21 protein-coding genes are annotated in these 20,334 nt (G+C 72.1%); 9 read left to right on the top strand and 12 right to left on the bottom strand.

Annotation, left to right across the window (positions count from 1 at the left end; translation table 11 throughout):
* Positions 1-31: 31 nt before the first annotated feature.
* Positions 32-898 (top strand): 3-methyladenine DNA glycosylase, encoded by an 867-nt coding sequence (locus ACQRWP_RS01265; RefSeq protein ID WP_430500444.1) that lies wholly within the window; start codon positions 32-34, stop codon positions 896-898.
* Positions 899-942: 44 nt separating this feature from the next.
* On the opposite strand, the gene arfB is transcribed toward ACQRWP_RS01265, so the two are convergent.
* The 7 genes from arfB to ACQRWP_RS01230 form a co-directional block, all read right to left on the bottom strand.
* On the bottom strand, positions 943-1,368 hold the full coding sequence (arfB, locus tag ACQRWP_RS01260) for an alternative ribosome rescue aminoacyl-tRNA hydrolase ArfB (RefSeq protein WP_430500443.1): 426 nt from the start codon (positions 1,366-1,368) through the stop codon (positions 943-945).
* Between the two features lie 34 nt (positions 1,369-1,402).
* Positions 1,403-1,699, bottom strand: coding sequence for a hypothetical protein (locus tag ACQRWP_RS01255; RefSeq protein WP_238659950.1), 297 nt, complete (start codon positions 1,697-1,699; stop codon positions 1,403-1,405).
* Positions 1,700-1,797: 98 nt separating this feature from the next.
* Positions 1,798-2,652 (bottom strand): S1C family serine protease, encoded by an 855-nt coding sequence (locus tag ACQRWP_RS01250; RefSeq protein WP_430500442.1) that lies wholly within the window; start codon positions 2,650-2,652, stop codon positions 1,798-1,800.
* Positions 2,653-2,690: 38 nt separating this feature from the next.
* A complete protein-coding gene (locus ACQRWP_RS01245; RefSeq protein WP_430500441.1) occupies positions 2,691-3,650 on the bottom strand; it encodes a VWA domain-containing protein in 960 nt (319 codons plus the stop codon).
* Positions 3,647-4,660, bottom strand: coding sequence for a DUF58 domain-containing protein (locus tag ACQRWP_RS01240; protein WP_430500440.1), 1,014 nt, complete (start codon positions 4,658-4,660; stop codon positions 3,647-3,649). The genes ACQRWP_RS01245 and ACQRWP_RS01240 overlap by 4 nt, the downstream gene beginning before the upstream one ends.
* The gene (locus ACQRWP_RS01235) at positions 4,657-5,706 is read right to left on the bottom strand and encodes an AAA family ATPase (protein WP_430500439.1); all 1,050 of its coding nucleotides are present in this window, start codon (positions 5,704-5,706) and stop codon (positions 4,657-4,659) included. The genes ACQRWP_RS01240 and ACQRWP_RS01235 overlap by 4 nt, the downstream gene beginning before the upstream one ends.
* A gap of 284 nt (positions 5,707-5,990) precedes the next feature.
* On the bottom strand, positions 5,991-6,500 hold the full coding sequence (locus ACQRWP_RS01230) for a hypothetical protein (RefSeq protein WP_430500438.1): 510 nt from the start codon (positions 6,498-6,500) through the stop codon (positions 5,991-5,993).
* Positions 6,501-6,804: 304 nt separating this feature from the next.
* On the opposite strand from ACQRWP_RS01230, the gene ACQRWP_RS01225 reads away from it, so the two are divergent.
* On the top strand, positions 6,805-7,836 hold the full coding sequence (locus ACQRWP_RS01225; protein WP_430500437.1) for an endonuclease/exonuclease/phosphatase family protein: 1,032 nt from the start codon (positions 6,805-6,807) through the stop codon (positions 7,834-7,836).
* A 173-nt stretch (positions 7,837-8,009) separates the two neighbouring features.
* Here ACQRWP_RS01225 and cimA read toward each other — a convergent pair whose 3' ends face one another.
* Complete coding sequence (gene cimA / locus ACQRWP_RS01220) at positions 8,010-9,593, bottom strand: citramalate synthase (protein ID WP_430500436.1); 1,584 nt, start codon at positions 9,591-9,593, stop codon at positions 8,010-8,012.
* A 316-nt stretch (positions 9,594-9,909) separates the two neighbouring features.
* Between cimA and ACQRWP_RS01215 the strand changes: the two genes are divergently transcribed.
* The 4 genes from ACQRWP_RS01215 (at position 9,910) to ACQRWP_RS01200 (ending at position 12,103) form a co-directional block, all read left to right on the top strand.
* A complete protein-coding gene (locus ACQRWP_RS01215; RefSeq protein ID WP_430500435.1) occupies positions 9,910-10,107 on the top strand; it encodes a hypothetical protein in 198 nt (65 codons plus the stop codon).
* Positions 10,108-10,109: 2 nt separating this feature from the next.
* A complete protein-coding gene (locus tag ACQRWP_RS01210; protein WP_430500434.1) occupies positions 10,110-10,640 on the top strand; it encodes a carboxymuconolactone decarboxylase family protein in 531 nt (176 codons plus the stop codon).
* A gap of 178 nt (positions 10,641-10,818) precedes the next feature.
* Positions 10,819-11,277, top strand: a complete 459-nt coding sequence (locus ACQRWP_RS01205) for a PRC-barrel domain containing protein (RefSeq protein WP_430500433.1) — start codon at positions 10,819-10,821, stop codon at positions 11,275-11,277.
* A 19-nt stretch (positions 11,278-11,296) separates the two neighbouring features.
* Positions 11,297-12,103, top strand: coding sequence for a tyrosine-protein phosphatase (locus ACQRWP_RS01200; protein ID WP_430500432.1), 807 nt, complete (start codon positions 11,297-11,299; stop codon positions 12,101-12,103).
* Positions 12,104-12,154: 51 nt separating this feature from the next.
* Here the strand turns inward: ACQRWP_RS01200 and ACQRWP_RS01195 are convergent, their stop codons facing one another.
* Both ACQRWP_RS01195 and ACQRWP_RS01190 read right to left on the bottom strand, forming a co-directional pair.
* A complete protein-coding gene (locus ACQRWP_RS01195) occupies positions 12,155-13,252 on the bottom strand; it encodes a branched-chain amino acid aminotransferase (RefSeq protein ID WP_430500431.1) in 1,098 nt (365 codons plus the stop codon).
* A gap of 154 nt (positions 13,253-13,406) precedes the next feature.
* Positions 13,407-14,438 (bottom strand): 3-isopropylmalate dehydrogenase, encoded by a 1,032-nt coding sequence (locus tag ACQRWP_RS01190; RefSeq protein WP_430500430.1) that lies wholly within the window; start codon positions 14,436-14,438, stop codon positions 13,407-13,409.
* A gap of 228 nt (positions 14,439-14,666) precedes the next feature.
* Between ACQRWP_RS01190 and ACQRWP_RS01185 the strand changes: the two genes are divergently transcribed.
* Positions 14,667-15,509 carry an FAD:protein FMN transferase gene (locus ACQRWP_RS01185; RefSeq protein WP_430500429.1) on the top strand — a complete coding sequence of 281 codons (843 nt, stop codon included), beginning with the start codon at positions 14,667-14,669 and terminating at the stop codon, positions 15,507-15,509.
* Positions 15,510-15,934: 425 nt separating this feature from the next.
* The gene (locus tag ACQRWP_RS01180; protein WP_091393184.1) at positions 15,935-16,291 is read left to right on the top strand and encodes a hypothetical protein; all 357 of its coding nucleotides are present in this window, start codon (positions 15,935-15,937) and stop codon (positions 16,289-16,291) included.
* 74 nt (positions 16,292-16,365) lie between these two features.
* On the opposite strand, the gene serA is transcribed toward ACQRWP_RS01180, so the two are convergent.
* Entirely contained in the window at positions 16,366-17,964 is a 1,599-nt protein-coding gene (serA, locus tag ACQRWP_RS01175) for a phosphoglycerate dehydrogenase (RefSeq protein ID WP_430500428.1), read from the bottom strand.
* Positions 17,965-18,229: 265 nt separating this feature from the next.
* Between serA and ACQRWP_RS01170 the strand changes: the two genes are divergently transcribed.
* A complete protein-coding gene (locus ACQRWP_RS01170; RefSeq protein ID WP_430500427.1) occupies positions 18,230-19,219 on the top strand; it encodes a hypothetical protein in 990 nt (329 codons plus the stop codon).
* Between the two features lie 88 nt (positions 19,220-19,307).
* On the opposite strand, the gene ilvC is transcribed toward ACQRWP_RS01170, so the two are convergent.
* Entirely contained in the window at positions 19,308-20,321 is a 1,014-nt protein-coding gene (gene ilvC, locus ACQRWP_RS01165) for a ketol-acid reductoisomerase (protein ID WP_112625850.1), read from the bottom strand.
* Positions 20,322-20,334 lie beyond the last annotated feature (13 nt).

The raw sequence follows: 20,334 nt of genomic DNA, 5'->3' as shown, positions 1-20,334 counted from the left end.
GGCGTGCGGGCGGCGGTCGTACCCTGGATGCGTGACCGCCGCCCTCGCCCCCGCCGTGCTCGACGTGGCGCAGTGGCAGGCCCGCCGGCGGGCCCACGAGGAGCGGGTGGACGTCTGGCTGACCCCGCACCTGGCCCGGCGACGACGCGGTGAGCGGCATCCGGTTGCCGACTTCCTGTTCACCTACTACTCGCACCGCCCGGCCCAGCTGCGTCGCTGGCATCCGGGGCCCGGGGTCGAGCTGCGCGACGCCGATCCGGCCGAGTTCGGCCGCGACTACCGCGCCAGCACCGCCGGGGTCACCCTCGACACCGAGGGGGTACGCGCGCGGCGCAGCGAGTCGATCGCCTGGATCCGCTCCCTGCTGGAGGCGACGCGGGGACGGGCACCGCACTTCGGCTGCTTCGGGATGCACGAGTGGGCGATGGTCTACCGGCAGACCCGGGAGGAGCTGCGGCACAACGCCTGGCCGCTGCGGCTCAGCGCGGAGCGCACCGCCGAGGTCGTCGAGGAGCGGGGCGTGCGGTGCAGCCACTTCGACGCGTTCCGGTTTTTCACGCCGCCGGCCCGCCCGCTGAACCTGCTCACCCCGACCCGGGAGACGCAGCACGCGCACGAGCAGCCGGGCTGCCTGCACGCCAACATGGATCTGTACAAGTGGGCGTACAAGTTGTCGCCGTTGGTCGCCTCGGAGTTGGTGGCCGACGCGTTCGACCTGGCCCGGGACATCCGCACGCTGGACATGCGGGCCAGCCCGTACGACCTGGCGGCACTCGGCTACCCGCCGGTGCGGGTGGAGACTCCGGACGGCCGGGCGGAGTACGCGGCGGCGCAGCGCGGGTTCGCCGAGCGGGCCGCCGTGCTACGCGATCGGTTGCTCGCCGCCGTCCCGGCCTGAGGTAGAACCGCCAGGCTGATCGCGCTGGCTGAACGGCGTGGGGCCTAGTCGTCGTCGGCGCGGCGGTCCCGCTTGCGCAGGGACTGGCGTTTCTTCTCGGCCAGCCGGCGTTCCTTGGCCCCACGGGACGGGCGGGTCGCTCGGCGGGTCGGCGGTGGGGGCGCGGCGGCCTCCCGCAGCAGTGCGGTCATCCGGGCCCGGGCCGCCTCCCGGTTGGCCAGCTGGGCCCGGTGCTCGCTCGCGGCGATCGTCAGCACCCCGTCGATGAGGCGGTTGGCCAGCCGGGCCAGCGCCCGCGACCGCAGCCACTCGGGCACGGCCGGCGAGTTGGCCAGGTCGTAGCTCAGCTCGACCCGGGAGTCCGCGGTGTTCACACCCTGCCCGCCCGGCCCCGACGAGCGGGAGAAGCGCTCCCGTAGCTCCCCGGCGGGGACGACCCACCGGTCGGTCACCCGCAGTCCGTCGTCCACGCCCCGAGGCTAACCCGCGACGGCCCTCCGAGGGTCATCGGTGCGGAGGCTCACTCTGCGTCGGGGACTGGCTGGGCGCCGGCCCGGCGGTCTCCTCGTCGGAGCCGACGGCCGCGTACGCCACCGCGCCGAAGAGCAGTACCCCGATGACCGCGGCCTTCACGGCGACACCGCGGATCAGCGACCAGGCGCCCCGGCGGGCGCCTGGCACCGATTTCTTGACGGTCTGGTAATCGTTCCACCCGCGTCGTGCCCGGGCGTACGCCGACCCCACTGCACATCCGATGACCAGGCCCACCAGCAGGAGGACCGTGAGAAGAGGACGCTCCACCTCCGCCAGTATCCATACCGAGCGTAATATTTCCATGGTCCGATGCCGTCCCGCCGGATATCTGACAGTGGTGGCCCCCGTCAGGGCGTTCGAGCAGCTCAGCCACCCTTGCCGATGATCGTGTCGGCGGTCTGCTGCACCTGGTCGATCGGGATCGCGAACCCGATGCCGATCGAGCCGTTGCCGTCGATGGTGGCGATGGCGGTGTTCACCCCGACCACCTCCCCGCGCGCGTTGACCAGTGGCCCACCGGAGTTGCCGGGGTTGATGGACGCGTCGGTCTGCACCGCGCTGTGCCGGTTGTTGCCGAGCCGTACCTCCCGGTCGAGCGCGCTGACGATGCCCGCGGTGACCGTGCCGGCCAGACCGAGCGGGGAGCCCACCGCGAGCACCGGCTCACCGACCCGGGTCGCGCCCGGCTTGGCCAGGGGCAGCGGGGTGAGACCGGCCGATGCCGGCACCTTCAGCACCGCCAGGTCGCTGCGCGGCTCCCGTCCGACGACCTCGGCGGCGAACCGGCGGCCGTCGGGCAGCTCCACCGTCACCGGCCCGCCACCCCCCTTGGCCAGGATGTGGTCGTTGGTGATCAGGTGCTGCTGGTCGTCCACGGCGAAGCCGGAGCCGGTCGCGGACCCGCCGGTCGTGCCGCCGGCCAGCACCGACACCACCCCGGGTACGGTCCGCTCGGCCGCGGTGACCAGCTCGGCCGGCACCGGGGCGGCGGACGCCGCAGCCGGGCCCCCGGCACCGTCCCGGCTGGCCACCACACCACCGGCGAGAGCACCGGAGACGGCCGAGACCGCCACCACGGCCAGCACGGCGAGCAGCCGCCCAGGCCGTCGCCCGCCCGGGTCGCGTTGGGGCGCGTCCCACCACCCGCGCCCGTCCGGGTCGAGTTCCGGCGAGATGAACCAGGGACCGCGCGGTTCGCCCAGTCCGGTCTGTACTGCCATGCGTACTCCTCACGGTCGACGTCGGTTGTGCGCGGCGGTCAGGGCAGCCGGGAGAACCAGCGCATCGAGCCGGCGGCGGCACCCATCGCGAACACCAGTCCGAGGCCGATGAACCGGGCCGAGACGTCCTGCCGCTCGGTGCGGTAGCCCACCGAGCTGCCGATGTCGTCGTAGACGGCGCGTAGCTCGTCGGTGGTGCTGGCCTCGTGGAACATGCCGCCGGTCTCCTCGGCGACCGCCTTGAGGGTCTGGCCGTCCACCGGCACCTGGATGGGCCGTCCGCCTCGGTCGACGAACCCGGACGGGGTGCCGAACGAGATCGAGTGCACCGGCACCTCCGCCTTCACCGCTTCCGCGGCCGCCTCCATCGGGTCCATCCCGGAGGTGTTGGCGCCGTCGGAGAGCAGGATGACCCGGGCGGGTGGGGTCTCCTTGGCGGCTTCGCTGTCCAGGCTCTTGACCGCGCCGAGCGAGGTGTTGATGGCCTCGCCGATCGCGGTGCCCTGGACACCGGTGATGCCCTCGGCGAGCCGGTCGATCCCCTCGTCGAGGGCGTCTCGGTCGGTGCCCGGGGGCACCAGCACGGCCGCGCTGCCGGCGAACGCGACGAGACCCACGTTGAACTCGTCGGGCAGGCCCTCGACGAAGCGCCGGGCGGCCTCCTTCGCCGCGGCCAACCGGTCCGGTTCGACATCGGTGGCGAGCATCGACGTGGAGACGTCCACCGCCACCATCACCGTGGCCCGTTCCCGGGGCACCCGGACCTCGGCGCTCGGGCGGGCGAAGCCGACCACGAGCAGCGCCAGCATGGCCAGGAAGAGCCCGGCCGGTACGTGCCGACGCCAGGCGGGCCGCTCCGGCGCCACCCGGTCCAGCAGCCGCAGGTTCGTGAAGCGGACCGCGTACCGGCTGCGTCGCCGCTGCATCACCAGGTAGGCGACGACCAGGGCGAGCACGCCGAGCAGCAGCCAGAGTCGCAGCGGCGACTGCCAGATCACGCGGCACCTCCCCGGGGCCTGCCGACCGGCGCGGCGGCCAGCCGACGCTGGGCGTGCACGTGCCGGACGATGTCCGCGCTCCAGTCCCCGTCGGTGCGCAGCGGCAGGTGGGTGGCCCCGCTGCGGCGCAGCGCCTGGTGGACCTGTTCGCGCTGGGCGGTGGCGGCCTCGGCGTACCGCTCGCGCAGCCCACGGTCCGATGTGCACACCTCGCGGTGCCGACCGGTCTCCGGGTCGACGAGCGTGATCAGGCCGACGTCCGGTAGTTCCAGCTCACGCGGGTCGGTCACCTCGATCGCCAGCACCTGGTGCCGGACGGCCAGCCGGCGCATGGTCCGCTCCCAGGGCGCTGCCTGGCCGGGATCGTCGGGCAGGCCGTCGAGGAAGTCGGAGACCACCACGACCAGCCCACGCCGGTTGGCGATCCGGTGCAGCGCGTCGAGCCCGTCCGCCAGATCGGGCGGTAGGGCCGTCGGCCCGCGCCCCGGCCGGTCGGTGGGCGCGGTGGCCCGGGGGGCGGCGAGCAGCGCGCGGAGCAGAGCAAGCAGATGGGTACGCCCGCTGCGGGCCGGAAAGCGGCGTACCCCGTCGGCGCGCAGCACCTGGGCGCCGAGGCGGTTGCCGACGCCCGCGGTCAGGAAACCGACCGCCGCGACGGCGGCCACCGCCAGTTCCCGTTTGTCCAGCTCGGCGGTGCCGAACTCCATGCTGGCGCTGCCGTCGACGAGCAGCCAGGTGGTCAGTTCCCGGTCGGCGTCGACCTGCCGGACGTGCGGCACGGCGGTCCGGGCCGTCACCGCCCAGTCCATCCGGCGGACCTCGTCCTCACCCGGCCGGTACTCGCGGCTGCCGGAGGGTTCACTGCCGAGACCGGGCAGCAGACCACGGTACTGGCCGTGCAGCAGGCCGTTCAGTCGGCGGGTGACGGTCAGCTCCAGGCGGCGCAGGCGCTGGTCCGGGGCCAGCTCGGCCAGGCCGGGGTCGGCGGGCGCGACGGCGGCGCGTTTCATGCCGCCGCCAGATCCGGTGTCTGCTGCGGGTGTCCGGTGGCCAGCCGGGGCGGCGGCACCGCCTCGACGAGCCGTCGCACCACGCTCTCGGCCGACACCCCGTCGGCCACCGCGTCGAAGGAGAGCACCAGCCGGTGGGCGAGGACGTCGACGGCCAGCTCACGGATGTCCTCGGGCAGGACGTACTCCCGCCCTCGCAGCAGGGCCTGTGCCCGGGCGGCCGCGACCAGGCCCAGGGTGGCCCTGGGGCTGGCCCCGTACGCCAACAGCGGGGCGATCTCGGGCAGCCCGAACCGGCCCGGGTCGCGGGTGGCGAGGATCAGCCGCACCACGTACTCGGCCAACGCGTGGTGGACGAAGATCCGCTCGGCGTGGATCTGGAGGTCCCGCAGCCGTTGCGCGTCGAGCACCTGGCGCGGGGTCGGCCGGTCGGTGCTCATCCGGTAGAGGATGGCCAGCTCGTCGGCGTCGCTGGGGTAGTCGACCACCACCTTCATCAGGAACCGGTCACGCTGCGCCTCCGGGAGCTGGTAGACCCCCTCGGACTCGATCGGGTTCTGGGTGGCCAGCACCAGGAACGGCTCCGGGACCGGCCAGCTGCGCCCGCCGATCGAGACCTGCCGTTCGGCCATCGCCTCCAACAGTGCCGACTGGACCTTTGCCGGGGCCCGGTTGATCTCGTCGGCCAGCACCAGGTTGGCCATGATCGGGCCCAGTTCGATGTCGAAGGTCTCCTTGGACGCCCGGTAGATCCGGGTGCCGACGATGTCGGAGGGCACCAGGTCCGGGGTGAACTGGATCCGGGAGAAGGTGCCGCCGACCACTGTCGCGAGGGTCTGCGCGGCCAGTGTCTTGGCCACGCCGGGTACCCCCTCCAGGAGGCAGTGTCCGTTGGCGACCAGGGCGGTGAGCAGGCGTTCGACGAGGCGATCCTGCCCGACGATCACGCGTTTGACCTCGAAGAGGGTCTGTTCCAGCTCGATGCCGGTCGGCTCCGGATCGACCGGGCTGGGCATGCTGGCCAGGGTGTCCGAGATGTCCGTCACGGTGCTTGCTTCCCGGGCACACGCCCGGCAAACGTCGGATTGTGCGGCCCGGACCGGCCCGGAGTGGCCGGAATGGGGAGGAGCCGCGCGGAAGGGTGACGACCGTCGCGAGCTTGCCGAGGTGGGGACAACCAGCGAGGGACCGGCCACCGTGCGCCCGCCGGCACGAACCGGTCGTGGAGGGCCGACGCTCCCTGGGCCGCCGATCCGGGCGGGCGGTGCGCGCCGGGCAGACAGAGTCCGGCCCCCGCGCCGGAGGCGACGGGGGCCGGGTGTCGGTTCGGTCAGGGTGTGTGGGTGAGCAGGGTGAAGCCCAGGTTGGCCGGCGTTCCGGCCGAGTTGCGGGTCTGCACGAAGACCGCATTGGGTGTCAGCAGCCGCGGGGCGACCGAGACCTCGCCACCGGGCGGGATGCAGCAGGAGCCGGCCAGGGAGAGTGTGGCCAGGAAGGCACCGGCCGAGACGGTGTGACCGAAGATCACCTCGTACTCCCCGACGCCGTACTTGACCACTGTGCCGCCGCCGCGTGCCTTGGTGCCGTTGGAGTTGACGACGGTGAAGACGTTGGTGGCCACCAGTGGGGTGGCCGCACCCGCCTTCAGCGCGGCTTTCGCGATGCGCGCCGACTCGGCGCTGACCGGCGGCTGGGAATTCGTGCCGCGTGCCGCCGGCTGGACCGTTTCCTGCGGCGCCTTCGCCGACGGCTGGGCGATAGCGATGCCCCCACCGGCGAGACTGAGCCCCAGGACAGCGAACGTGACCGCCGCCACCTTACGTCGGAAGGATGTGCTCATGACAGGTCCCCCTTGTGTGACCGTGCGAATTCGGCCGACCCGCGGGGCGGGACGGATGACTGCCCATAAATAGGCGTACGACGACAGTTGGGCGGGGAAAGCTGCCTCGCTCTCACCCGACGAGATTGATTTCCTAGCAATCTGCATCCCACCTGAGCTGCGGTTACTACTCAGAGTTTCGTCGTTTAAACCAGATGGAACGTAGCACCGAAAAAAGCCGCCAGTCAATAGTTGATCTCGCTTTTCCAGGTTGTAAACCAGCCGTCAGATAATTGTGAAATGTGAGCGCACCACCATTCATGAAATGGCTTCGCGGGGTCCGCCTAGGATCACCGTCGTGAACGTTGACGCTCCGCCCGCGCACCGAAACGCTCGGCTCGGCACGGTGCTCTGCTGGCTTGCCGTCGTACCCGTCGCCCTCTGGGCGGCCGCCCGACTGCTCGGCCTGGACCGGGGGCCGCTGGTGCAGGCGCTCGCCTTCACGCCGTACGTCGCGGGCGTCAGCGTGCTGGTCCTGGCCCTCGCGCTCGCCCTGCGGCGCTGGTGGCCGGCGGCGCTCGCGGCCCTGGCGGCGGTGGCGTTGCTCGGCACCGTCGCACCTCGGGCGCTGGCCAACCCGCAGCCGGCGGCGGCCGGGCCGACCGTGCGGCTACTCACCGCCAATCTGCTCGCCGGTGCCGGCGACGCGCGGACGCTTGTGGAGCTGGTCCGGCGACACCGGGTGGACGTGCTCGCCGTGCAGGAGTTCACGCCGGACGCGGAGGGCGCCCTGGACCAGCTCGGCCTCGACACGCTGCTGCCGCACCGGCAGCTCAACCCGGAGGTGGGCACCGCCGGCTCCGGGCTCTACTCGCGGTGGCCGATCACCGACGGCGGCATCCGGCGCAACCTCGAAGGTTGGGGCTTCAGCCAGGCGTACGCGACGGTGTCCGTTCCCGGCGGGCCCCCGGTCCGCGTCGAGTCGGCCCACCCCTCGGCGCCGTACGCGCTGGACCAGGTGGGCGCCTGGCGTGCCGACCTGACCGCCCAACCACCGGCCACCCCGGACGGTGGCCTGCGGATCCTCGCCGGAGACTTCAACGCGACCCTCGACCACAGTCCACTGCGGGCCCTGCTGCGCAGCGGTTACGTCGACGCCGCCGACGCCACCGGAGAGGGCCTGACCGGCACCTGGGGTCCGTACGACGGCGACCTCATCCCACCCGTCACCATCGATCACGTCCTGGTCGACCACCGGATAGCGGTCCGCTCGGTGAGAGTGCTCGACCTGCCCGGCAGCGACCACCGCCCCGTTCAAGCCACCCTCACCCTCCCCACCCCCCAACCCACCCCCTAACCCACCCCCACCCCACCCCGCCCCGCCCCGCCCCGCCCCGCCCCGGTCGATCATGGACTTGTGGTGGGCGTTTTGGGCACCGAAGCCCCTTAGGTGCGCCACCACAACTCCATGATCGACGCCGGCGGGGGCGGGGGGCGGGGTGGGGAATGGGGGTGGGGTGGGGCGGCGAGTCAGACGGTGGTGGGGGCTAGGCCGTAGGTTAGGGCGTCTACCAGGGCGTGCCAGCTGGCTTCGACCACGTTGGGGTGGACGCCGACCGTGGTCCAGTCCCGGCCGCCGCCGTCGGAGGTTTCCAGCAGGACCCGGGTCACCGCGCCGGTGCCGTGGCTGCCCTCCAGGATGCGCACCTTGTAGTCGGCCAACTCGAAGTCGCGCAACTGCGGATAGTGCCGCGCCAGCCCCACCCGCAACGCCTCGTCGAGGGCGTTGACCGGGCCGTTGCCCTCGGCGGTGGCGATCACCCGCTCGCCGCGAACCCGGATCTTGACGGTCGCCTCGGAGACCACCGCGCCGTCCTCGCGGTGCTCGACCAACACCCGGTACGACTCCAGGGTGAACGGCCGGGCCGGGCTGCCCTCCGGCAGCTCGGAGCGGACCAGCAACTCGAAGGAGGCATCGGCCGCCTCGAAGGACCAGCCACCCGCCTCCAACTCCTTGACCCGCTTGGTGACCCGGTTCAGGGCGTCCGGGCTGTCGGCCAGGTCCAGGCCGAGCTCACGACTCTTGAGCTCGACGCTGGCCCGACCGGCCATCTCGGTGATCAGGATCCGCATGTCGTTGCCCACCACCGACGGGTCCACGTGGTTGTAGAGCAACGGGTCGACCTTGATCGCGCTCGCGTGCAACCCCGCCTTGTGGGCGAAGGCAGCGGCCCCGGCGTACGCCTGGTGGGTGTCGGGGGCGATGTTGGCGATCTCGGCGATGGCGTGCGAGACCCGCACCATCTGCGCCAGGCAGCCCTCCGGCAGGACGGGTATGCCGAGCTTGAGTTGGAGGTTGGCGACGACCGCGAAGATGTCGGCGTTGCCTGGGCGTTCGCCGTACCCGTTGGCGGTGCCCTGCACGTGGCGGACGCCCGCCTCCACGGCGGCGATCGTGTTGGCGACCGCGCAGGCGGTGTCGTTCTGGGCGTGCATACCGAGCAGCCCGGCGTCGATCCCCAGCCGGTCGGTCAGGTCACGGATCACTGCGGTCACCTGGGACGGCAGCATGCCGCCGTTGGTGTCGCAGAGCACCATCCGCTCGGCGCCGGCGGCGAGCGCGGTCTGCACCACTGCCGCGCCGTACGCGGGGTCGTGCCGGTAGCCGTCGAAGAAGTGTTCGCCGTCGACGAAGACCCGTCGACCCTCGCGGACGAGGTGGTTGACGGTGTCGTGGATCATCGCGAGGTTCTCCGCGCCGGTGGTGCGCAGCGCGCGCTCGACGTGCCGGGTGTCGGCCTTGGCGACCAGGGCCACGGCCGGGGTCTGCGCGTCCAGCAGGGCGCGCACCTGAGGGTCGTCCGCGACCGGAACACCGGCCTTGCGGGTGGCGCCGAACGCGACGAGTACGGCGTGCCGTAGGTCCAGCTCGGTGCGGGCGCGTCGGAAGAACTCGGTGTCCTTGGGTACCGCGCCCGGCCATCCGCCCTCGATGAAGCCGACGCCGAACTCGTCGAGCAGCCGGGCCACGGCGAGCTTGTCGACCACCGAGTAGGTGAGCCCCTCGCGCTGGGCGCCGTCGCGCAACGTGGTGTCGAAGACCTGGAACGTCATCAGGATCCTTTCTCGGAGCAACAAAAAGACCTCCCGCGGATGCGGGAGGTCTGCGCGCTCGGCAGAGGGGAGAGCCGGCGCGCTAGGTCGCAATAATCAGGGCGGTGCTGGTCACGATGGCCACTCTGCCACCCCTCTCCTGTTTTTGGGAGGAACAATCCAGATAGCGGGATGGTGACGGGGGGTTCGTTCGCACCGAACCGCCGCTCGTGATCGGCTTCACAAGCCACCAGGCCACTCATCGGCGGAAACAGCCATGCGGAAGCATCTGGAACGGATCCGATGATGGCCACCGCGCCGTCTGCAAGGAGGACCTGTGCTCACCGTCAGTGACCGCTTACCTGAGCACGGACTCGCCGCCTGCGTATCGCTGGGCGCCAACAACGCGTCCAGGACGATCAACCACACGTCCCACGAGGGCACGTGGTGTGTGGTCTTCGTCGGGCCGATGGACTTCACCTCCATCAGCCCGACGGAGATCGCCGACGAGGCCCTCTCCGTCGCCGGGGTCTGACCATGGGCCTGGACGCGATCAGGGCAGCTCTGCCGGAGTACGCCAAGGACATCAAGCTCAACCTGGGCTCCACCGTCGGTTCCTCGGCGTTGACCCCCGTGCAGACCTGGGGCACCGCGCTGGCCTGCGCGGTGACCGCCCGTAACCCGGTGGTGCTGCGGGAGATCGCGGCCGAGGCGCTCGGGCACCTCGGGCCGGAGGGTGTCGAGGCGGCCAAGGGCGCTGCGGCGATCATGGCGATGAACAACATCTACTACCGGGCCAAACACCTGATCGGCGACGAGCAGTACGCCTCGATGCCGGCCCGACTGCGGATGCAGATCATCGCGAGGCCGGGGGTGGACAAGGGCGACTTCGAGCTCTGGTGCCTCGCCGTGTCGGCCATCGCCGGCTGCGGGGTGTGCCTGGAGTTGCACGAGAAGAAGCTGCGCGCCAGCGGCTTCACCCGGGAGCAGCTGCACGAGGCCCTGCGGATCTCCGCAGTGGTGCACGCCGCTGCGGTCACCCTGGACGCCGAGGCCGCACTGGCCTGAACACGTACGCCCCGACGGGCCGATGCCGCACCTCGCGGCCCGACCCGTCGCCGTACGCGCTGCGGCCCGTCGCCGTACCGCGGCCTGTCGCCGTTTCCGGCCCCCGACGGCCGGGTAGCTCCTGCGGGGACGCACCCACCTACGCCGAGACGATCGGCGACAGTCAGGAGTGAACGGCATGGACAGGATCGATCCGCACGCCACCCACGCCGGGCCGGACCCGCTGCGCGGCGGCGACCAGGGCACGGTGCCCGGCGGCGCGCCGGCCGGCACGTTCGACCCCTGGCGCTACCGGGACCAGGCCGGCGTGGCCGATGCCGACCTGGTCGGCTACAAGGTCGAGGCCACCGACGGTGGAATCGGCAAGATTGACAGCGCCAGCCACGAGGTGGGCGGCAGCTACCTGGTCGTGGACACCGGGCCCTGGATCTTCGGCAAGAAGGTGATGTTGCCGGCCGGCACCGTCAACCAGGTCGACCACGACCAGCGCACCGTCTCCGTCGACCGGACCCGGGACCAGATCAAGGCCGCTCCGGAGTACGACGAGGCCAGCCACAGCGACCCGAGCTACCGGGATCAGCTGGGTGGCTACTACGACGAGACGTACGGCGCGCTCCCGCCCGGCACCGCACGGTGACTGTTCGACCCGACGGCCGGTGGGGCGCTGTCCCACCGGCCGTTACCGTGTGAGCGTGGACGCCACCGGGAACAACCCCCAGCTCTCGCTCCCCGCCACCTTCAACTTCCGTGACGTCGGTGGCTACCTCGGCCACGACGACCGGTCCGTACGCCGAGGCCGGCTCTACCGCTCCGACTCGCTGCACCGCCTCACCGAGCAGGACCGGGACGCGTTCGCCGCGATCGGGATCCGCACCGTCATCGACCTGCGCCGCCCCACCGAGGTGGAACGCGACGGCCGGGTGCCGGCGTACCAGGGGCTGACCTACCGGCACATCCACCCGGAGCACGCCGACTGGGCGGGTACGCCGCACGAGGAGGGCGCCAGCCTGGCCCGGTACCTCGCGGACCGGTACGCCGACCTGGCCCAGACCGGCACGGCCGGGTTGGCCGAGGCGGTCGGCCTGATCGCCGACTCCGCCAACACCCCGGTGGTGGTGCACTGCGTCGCCGGCAAGGACCGCACCGGCATCGTCTGCGCGCTGACCCTCGCCGTGCTCGGCGTCGACGACGCGGACATCACCGCGGACTACGCGTTGAGCAGTGTGGCGTCGGCCCGGTACAGCGCCTGGCTGGCCTCCGTCACCCCGGGCGGCGTGGACGTGCCGGCGCCGTTCCTGAGCTCACCAGCCGAGGCGATGCAGATCTTCCTGGACGAGCTGCGTGCGGGGCACGGCTCGGTCGAGGCGTACCTGCGCCACGCCGGGGTGACCGACGAGCAGCTCGCCGCGCTCCGCGACCACCTGCTCGACGAGCCCACCAAGGCGCAGCCCACCGACGCGTAGGGCCGACTGCGCCGGCCCGTCCGGGTGGACGGGCCGGCGCAGCGACGGAGATCAGAAGACCCGCTGCACCCAGCCGTGCGGGTCGGCCACCTTGCCCCGCTGGATGTCGACCAGCTGCTGACGAAGGGCCATGGTGACCCGACCGGGCTCGCCACCACCGATCAGGAACTCCCCGTCCGGGAAGCGGACCCCACCGATCGGGGTGACCACCGCGGCGGTGCCGCAGGCGAACACCTCCTTCAGGCGTCCGCTGGCGGCGTCGGCCTGCCAGTCGGCGAAGCTGACCGGCCGCTCCTCGACCTGGTGCCCGGCCGCGCCGGCCAGCGCGAGGACGGCGTCGCGGGTGATGCCCGGCAGGATCGTGCCGGTCAACGGTGGGGTGACCACCGTGCCGTCGTCGTAGACGAAGAAGACGTTCATGCCGCCCAGTTCGTCGACGAACCGGCGCTCCACAGCGTCCAGGAAGACGACCTGGTCACAGCCGGCCTCGATGGCCTCCGCCTGGGCCGCCAGCGACGCGGCGTAGTTGCCGCCGCACTTGGCCGCGCCGGTGCCACCGGGCGCGGCCCGGGTGTAGTCCGGAGAGACCCAGACGGTGACCGGCTTGACGCCACCGCTGAAGTACGACCCTGCCGGTGAGGCGATCACCATGTAGAGGTACTCGTTGGCCGGGCGGACGCCGAGGAAGACCTCGCTGGCGAACATGAACGGCCGCAGGTAGAGGCTGCCGTCCTCGTCGGTGGGGATCCACTCCCGGTCGATCTCGATGAGCTTGTGCAGCGAGTCGACGAACACCTCGGGCGGCAGCACCGGCATCGCCATCCGCTGCGCGGAGGTGGCGAAGCGGGCCGCGTTGGCGTCCGGCCGGAACATCGTCACGCCACCGTCGGCCGTGCGGTACGCCTTGAGCCCCTCGAAGATCTCCTGCGCGTAGTGCAGCACCGCACTGGCCGGGTCCATCGGGATCGGGGCACGCGCCTCCACCCGGGCGTCGTACCAGCCCTTGCCGTCGGCGTAGCGGACGGTGACCATGTGGTCGGTGAAGACCCGGCCGAACCCGGGGTTGGTCAGCAGTGCGGCCCGATCGGCGGCGGATACCGGCGCGAGATTCGGACGGATCTCGAAGTCGAGCTTGTCACCACCGCTCATCGCGCTGACCTCCCTGCGGGACAACGGCATGCGGGACCGCACACCGACGTGGCTGTGCCAGAAACTTACCCCGAACGGTCGTTAAGCGGGTAGCGCCGTCGGGCTGCCCGTGGCAGACCGGCCCCGGGGCCGGTCTGCGCTCGGGGCAGGGTGATCAGGCTACGGCGTGGGCGGCGAGCCGGTCGCCGACCTCTTCGGTACGCAGCGTTACGCCCGGCACCCGGCTGGCCAGCTCGGCGGCGACCGCCGCGTTGACCCGGGCGGCAGACTCGCTGTGCCCGAGCTGCTCCAGCAGCAACGCGGCGGAGAGCACCGCGGCGACCGGGTCGGCGATGCCCTGACCGGCGATGTCCGGCGCCGAGCCGTGCACCGGCTCGAACATCGAGGGGTACGCCCCCTCGGGGTTGATGCAGCCGCTGGCGGCCAGCCCGATGCCGCCGGTGACGGCCGCGGCGATGTCGGTGAGGATGTCGCCGAAGAGGTTGTCGGTGACCACCACGTCGTAGCGCTGCGGCTGGGTGACCAGGAACATGGCCGCCGCGTCGACGTGCTGGTACTCGGTGGCCACGTCCGGGTGCTCGGCGGCGACCGCGTCGAACGTACGCGCCCAGAGCGACCCGGCGTGGGTGAGCACGTTGGTCTTGTGCACGAGGGTGACCTTGCGCCGCTCCCGGCGGCCGGCGCGGGCGAACGCGTCGCGGATCACCCGCTCCACGCCGTGTCGGGTGTTCAGGCTCTCCTCGGTGGCGACCTCGGCCGGGGTGTCCCGGTGCAGGGAGCCACCGGCACCGGCGTAGAGCCCCTCGGTGCCCTCGCGCACCACCACGAGGTCGACCTCGCCCGGCTTCACGTTGCCCAGCGGGCCGGCGACCCCGGGCCAGAGCCGCGACGGGCGCAGGTTGACGTACTGGTCGAAGGCGAAACGGAGCTTGAGCAGCAGCCCCCGCTCCAGCACACCCGGCGGGACCGTCGGGTCACCGACCGCGCCGAGCAGGATCGCGTCGTGCCCGGCCAGCTCGGTCAGCACCGAGTCGGGCAGCACCTCTCCGGTACGGTGCCAGCGGGCGGCACCGAGGTCGTACTCGGTGGCCTGCACGTCGGGCAGCACCGCGTCGAGGACCTTGCGGGCCTGCGCGACCACCTCGGGCCCGATGCCGTCTCCGGCCACCACCGCGATCCGCGCCACGACCGCACTCCTCTGCTCAACGGTTCCGTTCGGGCAACGGTACGTCGCCGTCCCGCCTCCCGGTACGCCGCGTCCACGATCTGGGATGCAGGAATGCACAGCACCCTCTCAGCTGGGACTCATGAGGCGGTCATCTCCGCTGCGTACCGTAGTGCTCAGTGGGTCGCGGGGGCCCGCTGACCAACGGGGTCGCGATGACGCGGCGCCACGTGCGAGGGGGCAGATGCGATGCGCATCGACGAGCAGCCACGGACCCGCTGGCCGGACCCGTCCGCGTTCCGCAACCGCCGGCCGGACCTTCGACTCGGCAGCCGCCGGCACCGGATCGACCCGGCCGCCGCCACCGACGGCCGGATCGCGGTGCAGCACACCGTACGCACCGCGACCGCCGAGTACACCCTGCTGCTCAACGCCCCCGAGTGGCTCGGCCGCCGGGGCGTGGGTGAGGCGCTGCGGGACAGCGTCGCCGAGCTGCGCGCCATCGACCTCACCTACGGCCCCAACCGACCGGAGAGCCTGGTCTCCCGGCTGCGTCGGGGCGAGATCAGCCCGGAGTCGTACCCGCCGCTCGCCGACCTGGTGGACCGCTGCACCGCGATGCGCGCGGCCACCGACGGGTGGTTCGACGCCTGGGCGGTGCCCGGCGGCTTCGACCCGGGCGGCCTGCTCGGCGGTTGGGCGGTGGAACGCGCCGCAGAGCGGCTGCGAGCTGCCGGCATCCACGACTACGCCGTACTCGCCGGCGCCGACCTCGTCGTCCGGGGTCGCGCGCCGCACGGCGGACCCTGGCGGGTGGCGGTGCACCACCCAACCGCACCCGAGCGCGCGCCGCTGGTGCTGGAGATGACCGCCGGCGCGGTGGGCACCTCCGGGGTGACCGGGCGGCAGGGGCACGTGGTGGACCCGCACACCGGCGAGCCCGCCGATCACCTCGTCGCGGCCACCGTGGTGGGCCCCGACCTGGCGATCGCCGACGCCTACGCCACCGCGCTCTACGCCGCCGGCCCCACCGGCCTGGCGTGGTTCCGGGGCAACTCCGACTATCGCGCGCTCTTCGCGCACCGTCGCTGAGCGGAACGTCGCCGCACCGAGCCCGTCTCCCCGCGGTGCTCCGGCGCGTTCCCTGGGAGCCCGATTCGCACCTCGGCCGCCTACCGGCGAACCAAGCCGTTCCCGGTGACCTGTCGGCCGGTCGGGCCCGCGATCGGCCCCCACGGTCTCGGCAACGACCGTGGGGGCCGGTCAGCGACGAGTGCGCGTGGCTCGCACAACCGAGGGGTGCGGACCGGTCGGGCCGGACGTCGACCGCGCCACCCGAAGACGGGCCGGCGCCTCGAACTCGGCCAGTGACCGCAGTGCGTACGCTAGCGAATCGACGCAACTCGACGCAAGAGTCTCCACACCGGACCGTCGCGACCGGAGACTGCGGTAATCGGTGGTTGACCGGCGGCGAGGCAGTTTCGACATGGTGAACGGCGGATGGCACGCTATCCGCCGTGAGTTTCGATCTGAGCGTGTGGGCCCTGGAGGACGGGGCGACGCCCGAGGACGTGCGGACAGCGGTCAACGGTTGCCGGCAGGGGCGGCACGTGGACCGCTACCCCGATCCGCGGGTGGTCAGCTTCTACCGGGCGATCACCGCCTCCTATCCGGACCGTCACCCCGGCCCGAACAGCCCGTGGGCGGTGGCGCCGCTGCACGCAGCCCATGACCACGTCGAGCTGAACCTGCACCCGACCTGCGCGGACCAGGTTCTACTGGACATCGAGCGGCTGGCCGGCGAGCACGGGCTGATGCTCTTCGACCCGCAGGACGGATCGGTCTACCCGCCGCCGGCACGGCTGCCCGGCTGACCTGACCGGCGGCACGGACGGGAAATGACGAGGGGCCCGGCGAATCGCCAGGCCCCCACGGTGTCTGTCGTCTACTACTCGTCGCGCAGGTCGGCGGCGCTGGCCGACGTGGCGCCGATCGACTCGGCGGCCGAGGTGAGCAGGTCGGCGCCGAGCGCCTGGTCGACGGTGAGCGTCATCAGCGTCTCACCGCCCGCCTCCCGACGAGCCACCTGCATGGCGGCGATGTTGATGCCCGACTCGCCGAGCAGGGTACCGACCGTGCCGACCACACCGGGCCGGTCGGCGTAGCGCAGGAAGAGCAGGATGCCCTCCGCGCCGATCTCCACGTCGAAGCCGTCCACCTCGGTCAGCTTCAGCACGTCGCGAGCGCCGGAGTGGGTGACCGTGCCGGAGACACTGACCGTCCGGCCGTCCGGCAGCGCGCCGCGCACGGTGACCAGGGTCGGCTGCTCGGCCGTCTCGGCCAGGGTGGCCAGGGTGACCTCGACGCCTCGCTCGGCGGCCAGGTGCGGGGCGTTGACGTAGGTGACCTGCTCCTCGACCACGGAGCTGAACAGGCCCTTGGTGGCGGCGAGCTTGAGCACCGACACGTCGTGGCTGACGATCTCACCGCGGACCTCGACAGTGACGCTGGCGGCGACCCCACCGGCGACCGCGGTGAACGCCCGGCCGAGCTTCTCGGCCAGCGGCAGCAGCGGCCGAACGTCCTCGGCGACCACACCGCCGGCCTGCACGTTCACCGCGTCCGGGACGAACTCGCCCTGCAACGCCAGCTTGACGCTCTTGGCCACGGCGAGACCGGCCTTGTCCTGCGCCTCGTGGGTGGAGGCGCCCAGGTGCGGGGTGGCCACCACGTTGTCGAAGGCGAACAGCGGCGACGAGGTGCACGGCTCCTTGCTGTACACGTCGACACCGGCGCCGGCGACCCGGCCCTCGGCGATCGCGTCCGCGAGCGCCTGCTCGTCGACCAGCCCACCACGGGCGGCGTTGACGATGCGAACGGTGGGCTTGACGAGCGCCAGCTCCTTCTCACCGATCAGGCCCACCGTCTCCGGCGTCTTCGGCAGGTGGATGGAGATGAAGTCGCTCTCCCGCAGCAGCTCCTCCAGGCCGACCAGGCGGACGCCGAGCTGCGCCGCACGGGCCGGCTGGATGTACGGGTCGTACGCGATCAGCCGGGTGCCGAACGCGGCGATGCGAGAGGCGAAGAGCACCCCGATACGACCGAGACCGACCACGCCTACCGTCTTGCCCTGCACCTCGACGCCGGTGTACTTCGACCGCTTCCACTCCCCCGCCTTGAGCGCGGAACTGGCGCTCGCGGTGTTACGGGCGACGGCGAGCAGCAGCGCGACGGCCTGCTCGGCGGCGGAGACGATGTTGGAGGTGGGCGCGTTGACGACCATGACGCCCCGCGCGGTGGCGGCCGGCACCTCGACGTTGTCCAGCCCGACGCCCGCCCGGGCAACCACCTTGAGTCGCGGCGCGGCGGCGACGGCCTCGGCGTCGATCTGGGTCGCGCTGCGCACGATGACGGCGTCGGCCTCGGAGAGCGCCGAGAGCAGGGCCGGACGGTCGGTGCCGTCGACGTGACGGACGTCGAAGTCGTGGGCGAGCACCTCAATGGCGGCGGGGGCGAGTTCTTCGGCGATCAGTACGACAGGATTCATCGGTCCTCGTAGAGGTCGTGTTTGCGATCGGCCCGGGCGGCGGGGCGCCGCACTGCGCCCTGCGCTGATCCGTGCCGTGGCCGTCAGGTGCCGGCTGCTGCACCTACAGGCGATCGTAGGGGCCCCGCTGGTCGGCGTGTTCCGGTCTTCAGGGTGAGTGCCCTCACACGCCCGGTCGGGCGACGGACATCGGCCGTTCACCGGACCGACACGGTTGCTCGCGCCCACTACAACCGGAGGCACACCCCTGCGGGAGGATCCGCCCTTGTCGCTCGCCGTACGCGTCACGCTGCTCCGACAGCTGAGCCGCATCGATTTCCCGCGGTTCGGTCCGATGCTGGCCGAGGCGTTGGTCACCCGGTCCCACCAGGTGAAAAGCCGACGCACCTTCGTGTCCCGGCGCACCGCCGCCGCGGACGAGGCGGTCGCGCTCTACCGGCGGCTGGTCCAGGATCGGCCGGGCCGGCACGAGGTGGGGCTCGCGCGGGCGCTCGTCGCGCAGGGTTCGGTCCCCGACGACCGCACCGTCGAATCCGCGCTCGCGCAGGGCCGGGAGGCGATCGGGTACGTCGAGAACGCGACCGACCGGGACGGCCTCGCCGTCCTGGCCGCAGCGCAGCTGATGGTGGCCATGCAACTCCGCTCCGACGCACCCCGCGACGCGCTGCCGCTCGTCGAACAGGCCCGGGAGACCTGGCTACGGTGCGCGCCGCTCGGCGCCCGTGAGCGGACGGCGTTGGCCCGGTCCCTCACCGTGCTCGGCTACTGCCGGGCGGTGCTGGGTGAGCCGGCCGAGGCGCTCGCCGCCCGGGAGGAGGCGGTCGAGTTGTTTCGGCGGCTTCCCGGCCGGACACGGCTGAAGTACCTGCCCGCCCGACTCGAAGCGGTGACCGGGCTGGCGGACTCCCTCGCCACCCATCGTCGGTGGGCCGAAGCGCTGACGCTGACCACGGGCGCCCGTGAGGACCTGACCTTCATGAGTCGTTGGGAGCCCCTGCGGTTCCGGCCGGCGCTCGGCAACCTGTTGTTCGTGGTCGCCAGGTGCCACGTGGGGCTCGGCGAACCGGAGGCGGCCCTGGCGGCGGCCGAGGAGGCCGTCGGGCACTACCGCTGGCTGGCCGAGCACGACCCCGTTCGGTACCACCACCGGTTGGTCGTCGCGCTGCGCACGCTCGCCGGCACTCTCAAGGCCCTCGGCCGGTACGAGAAGGCCGCCTGGGCAGCCGCTGAGGCCGAGTCGATCGAAAGCCGCTGACGCAGGGGCTGCGGCCAACGGCCGGCGACCCGCGCTGGGGAGAGCGCTGGATCGCCGGCCGTTGGAGGACCGTTCTGTGTCGAACGGGTCAGGCGGTCTCGGTGATCGGGCGGTCGACCCAGCTCATCATGCCGCGCAGCTTCTTGCCGGTCTCCTCGATCGGGTGCGCCGCACCCTCGGCCTGCCACTTGGTGAAGTTGGGCCGGCCGGCCTCGTCCTCGGCGACCCACTCGCGGGCGAACTCGCCGGACTGGATCTCACCCAAAATCTTGCGCATCTCGTCCTTGACCCGGGAGTCGATGATGCGCGAGCCGCGGGAGAGGTCACCGTACTCGGCGGTGTCGGAGATGCTGTAGCGCATCTTCGCGATGCCGCCCTCGTACATGAGGTCGACGATCAGCTTCAGCTCGTGCAGGCACTCGAAGTAGGCGACCTCCGGGGCGTAGCCCGCCTCGGTGAGCACCTCGAAACCGGTCTGCACCAGCGCCGAGGCACCGCCGCAGAGCACCGCCTGCTCGCCGAAGAGGTCGGTCTCGGTCTCCTCGGTGAAGGTGGTCTTGATCGCGCCGGCCCGGGTGCCGCCGATCCCCTTGGCGTACGCGAGGGCGAGCGCGAGCGCGTTGCCGCTGGCGTCCTGCTCGACGGCGACGAGACAGGGCACGCCCTTGCCGTCGCTGTACTGGCGGCGGACCAGGTGGCCGGGGCCCTTGGGCGCGACCATCGCCACGTCCACCTCGGCCGGCGGCTTGATCAGGCCGTACCGGATGTTGAAGCCGTGGCCGAAGAAGATCGCCTTGCCCGGGGCGAGGTGCGGGGCGATCGACTCCGCGTAGATCCCGCGCTGGGCGGTGTCCGGTGCGAGCACCATGATCACGTCGGCCTCGGCGGCGGCCTGCGCGGGCGTGACCACCCGCAGGCCCTGCTCCTCAGCCTTGGGACGGCTCTTCGAGCCCTCCGGCAGACCGATCACCACGTCGACGCCGGAGTCACGCAGCGACAGCGCGTGGGCGTGGCCCTGGCTGCCGTAACCGATCACCGCGACCTTCTTGGCCTGGATCAGGCCGAGGTCGGCATCGTCGTCGTAGTACACCTCAACGCTCATGAGAACTTCCCTT

The sequence above is a fragment of the Micromonospora trifolii genome (assembly GCF_050516465.1).
Taxonomy (GTDB): Bacteria; Actinomycetota; Actinomycetes; order Mycobacteriales; family Micromonosporaceae; genus Micromonospora; species Micromonospora trifolii.
The sequence above is the reverse complement of the archived record's forward strand: the minus strand, read 5'-3'. Positions and strand labels throughout refer to the sequence as shown.